General features: G+C 50.8%; 3 protein-coding genes. All 3 read left to right on the forward strand.

Annotation, left to right across the window (positions count from 1 at the left end; translation table 11 throughout):
• The first annotated feature begins 237 nt into the window (after nt 1-237).
• The 3 genes from FOA17_RS10655 (at nt 238) to FOA17_RS10665 (ending at nt 3032) form a co-directional block, all read left to right on the forward strand.
• On the forward strand, nt 238-588 hold the full coding sequence (locus FOA17_RS10655; RefSeq protein WP_149141480.1) for a hypothetical protein: 351 nt from the start codon (nt 238-240) through the stop codon (nt 586-588).
• Between the two features lie 413 nt (nt 589-1001).
• Nucleotides 1002-1922 carry an alpha/beta fold hydrolase gene (locus FOA17_RS10660; protein WP_203232308.1) on the forward strand — a complete coding sequence of 307 codons (921 nt, stop codon included), beginning with the start codon at nt 1002-1004 and terminating at the stop codon, nt 1920-1922.
• Nucleotides 1923-2267: 345 nt separating this feature from the next.
• Nucleotides 2268-3032: a haloalcohol dehalogenase gene (locus tag FOA17_RS10665; RefSeq protein WP_149141482.1), complete on the forward strand. Its 765-nt coding sequence runs from the start codon at nt 2268-2270 to the stop codon at nt 3030-3032.
• Nucleotides 3033-3188: the final 156 nt, after the last annotated feature.

Consider the following 3188-nt stretch of genomic DNA (forward strand, 5'->3'; position numbering starts at 1 on the left):
CCTTCTGCGCGTCCGAGAACTTCGATGCTTTCATCGCTTCCGCTCCTTCTCCCAGCCGGGATCCTGGGGCGGAAAACTCCAGTCAAAAACGACCCAGTTCTCGGGGATCAGAGCACTGAATTTCAACCGGCAATGTCGCTCAGAAAAAATATCTTGACATTTAGTTGTCTAGGCATTCATATATCTGCTGTCCGGTCGAGCGCTGCTTAACTGGATAGCCTTTGGGAGGAGGACGCGATGAATGCAAGTAGCGAACGTATGGTGTTCGTGGTTCAGAAGCGCCATGAGCTTTTCGATCTAATGCCATTCAGCATCGCCTTAACCTGGCGACAGGATAAGAATGTAGATGTTGACCTCTACTTTATGTATGACGCGGTTGAGCTGTTGCGGGAAGATTTCCTAGCCGGGCACCAAGACCTCTTAGAAATTCTAAACTCACTTCTGGCAGATGGCGCGATTGTGTATGCTTGTGGCTTTTGTTCTCGTGCGTGTGAGCTCTCAGCCAAAGACTACCATCCCGATGTCCAAGTCGCCAATCGCCAAATATTTCACAGCCTTATGACACAGCGTCGACCAGTTTACTGGTGAGCGGGCCAATTAGCTGATGCAACTACTTGTTGAACAGCAAAGGCAAATGAGGTTTTACATGAAAATTCTGACCGATCGTGCCGATGCCACTGAAGGACCGGCCGCACTACTATCCGCTACGCTTGAGATCGGCGGATTGGCAAATTCAAGAAGGTCAGGGAGAGTTGCGACGCGTTGCTGCTCAAGCTCGAGATCATGGGTATTGTCTGATCGAATTTCGCGACCTTCAGAGCTCTGCGGTTTACATCCGCGTCCACGGATTATCGCAAGGAATCTGAGCGGCCCAAGCCCATACACGGCTGAGATTTTTCATTGCGAGGCCCAAACTTAGGCCGGCACAGAAGCCGTTTGCCCTGCTTCGAACGCTCACGCGCCGAAGAAATTCGAAACAGCTTTGCCCAACCGACAAGAGCTTGCTGTTTGACCAAACTCACAAAGAGGAGACGCCTATGACTATCAGAAGACCCGAAGACTTTAAACACTACGAAGTGCAGTTACCAGACGTGAAAATCCACTACGTCCGCGAGGGAGCGGGTCCGACACTGTTGCTGTTGCACGGCTGGCCCGGGTTCTGGTGGGAGTGGAGCAAGGTCATAGGCCCGCTCGCAGAGCACTACGATGTCATTGTTCCCGACCTGCGCGGCTTCGGTGACTCCGAAAAGCCGGACTTAAACGACTTGTCCAAGTACTCGCTCGACAAAGCGGCCGACGACCAAGCAGCCCTTCTCGACGCACTAGGGATTGAAAAGGCGTACGTCGTTGGCCATGACTTCGCGGCCATCGTCCTCCATAAATTCATTCGAAAGTACAGCGATCGAGTCATCAAAGCAGCGATCTTTGATCCTATCCAGCCCGACTTTGGGCCGGTCTACTTCGGCTTGGGGCACGTCCACGAGTCGTGGTACTCGCAATTCCATCAACTAGATATGGCCGTTGAGGTCGTGGGCTCGAGTCGCGAGGTGTGCAAGAAGTACTTCAAACACTTCTTCGATCACTGGTCATACCGGGATGAGTTGCTCACTGAGGAAGAACTTGAGGTTCACGTCGATAACTGTATGAAGCCTGACAACATTCACGGAGGCTTCAACTACTATCGTGCCAACATAAGGCCCGATGCCGCTCTGTGGACAGACCTCGATCATACGATGAGCGACCTTCCAGTAACAATGATATGGGGTTTGGGAGATACTTGCGTGCCCTATGCTCCACTCATTGAATTCGTTCCTAAGTACTATTCGAACTATACGATGGAGACGATCGAAGACTGCGGTCACTTCTTGATGGTCGAAAAACCTGAAATTGCCATCGATCGAATCAAAACCGCGTTCCGCTGAATCAAAAGAGCATTCTCGTAGCAGACGCCGTTTGCGCCGACGGGGAGAAAGTCTCCTCGTCGGAGTGGGGCTAAGCATAGCGGAAAGCCAAAATCGTCTATCGCCGCCCAAGTATCGGCGAAACAGCGCTCAGAAATGATGGAAGGTTTCTGATGGCAAAAAACGCCCTCAGATGACAATCGGAGCCGAGTTCTCAGCGCCCTACTGGTTTTGAGAAGCTACTCAAGAAAACCTTCTGTTGACATCGGCGCTTGGTAGCAATAAAAGCCGGAGTTACGCAGCTTTACTGAAAGAAATAAAATCTCGGCAAATATCTAGCGATCATAGGATATAAAGGATCTGAGTATGTCAATCGCAATTGTAACAAACGTTAAGCATTTTGGGGGAATGGGGTCTGCACTTCGTCTCTCGGAAGCAGGACATACAGTGGCTTGCCACGATGAAAGCTTCAAACAAAAGGACGAACTTGAAGCCTTTGCCGAAACCTATCCACAACTCAAACCAATGTCGGAACAAGAACCAGCGGAACTCATCGAGGCAGTTACCTCCGCTTATGGTCAAGTTGATGTACTTGTGAGCAACGACATATTCGCACCAGAGTTCCAACCCATAGATAAATACGCTGTAGAGGACTATCGCGGTGCGGTCGAGGCGCTACAAATTAGACCATTTGCACTGGTCAACGCCGTTGCAAGTCAAATGAAGAAGCGCAAAAGCGGACATATTATCTTTATTACCTCTGCAACGCCCTTCGGGCCTTGGAAGGAACTTTCTACCTACACGTCAGCCCGAGCAGGTGCATGCACCTTGGCAAATGCCCTTTCGAAGGAACTCGGTGAATACAACATTCCGGTGTTCGCAATAGGACCCAATTATCTTCACAGTGAAGATAGTCCCTACTTCTACCCCACAGTACCGTGGAAAACGAATCCAGAACACGTTGCCCATGTCAAAAAAGTCACTGCGCTCCAGCGGTTAGGTACACAGAAAGAATTGGGAGAACTCGTCGCGTTTCTCGCGTCTGGTAGTTGTGACTATCTGACCGGCCAGGTGTTCTGGTTTGCCGGCGGATTCCCAATGATCGAGCGTTGGCCTGGTATGCCCGAGTAGGACCGGAGTGAGAACTCTCTTCAAGACTGCTTGCAGTTTTGGATTGCCGCGGGACAGACGTTTTGCGGTCGATCCGAGCTGAAACCACAACAAGTGAAATAGGGCCGTGTCTATCCGGTTACCATCCGAAGTCTCTGCAGCGGTGTTGATGGATCA

Origin of the sequence: Gemmobacter caeruleus (genome assembly GCF_008271655.1) — a bacterium.
In the GTDB taxonomy this organism is placed as follows: domain Bacteria; phylum Pseudomonadota; class Alphaproteobacteria; order Rhodobacterales; family Rhodobacteraceae; genus Gemmobacter; species Gemmobacter caeruleus.

What these genes read in the sequence shown, in the direction of transcription:
- FOA17_RS10665 (WP_149141482.1), top strand. Translation starts at nt 2,268, where the DNA reads ATGTCAATCGCAATTGTAACAAACGTTAAGCATTTTGGGGGAATGGGG.
- FOA17_RS10655 (WP_149141480.1), top strand. Translation starts at nt 238, where the DNA reads ATGAATGCAAGTAGCGAACGTATGGTGTTCGTGGTTCAGAAGCGCCAT.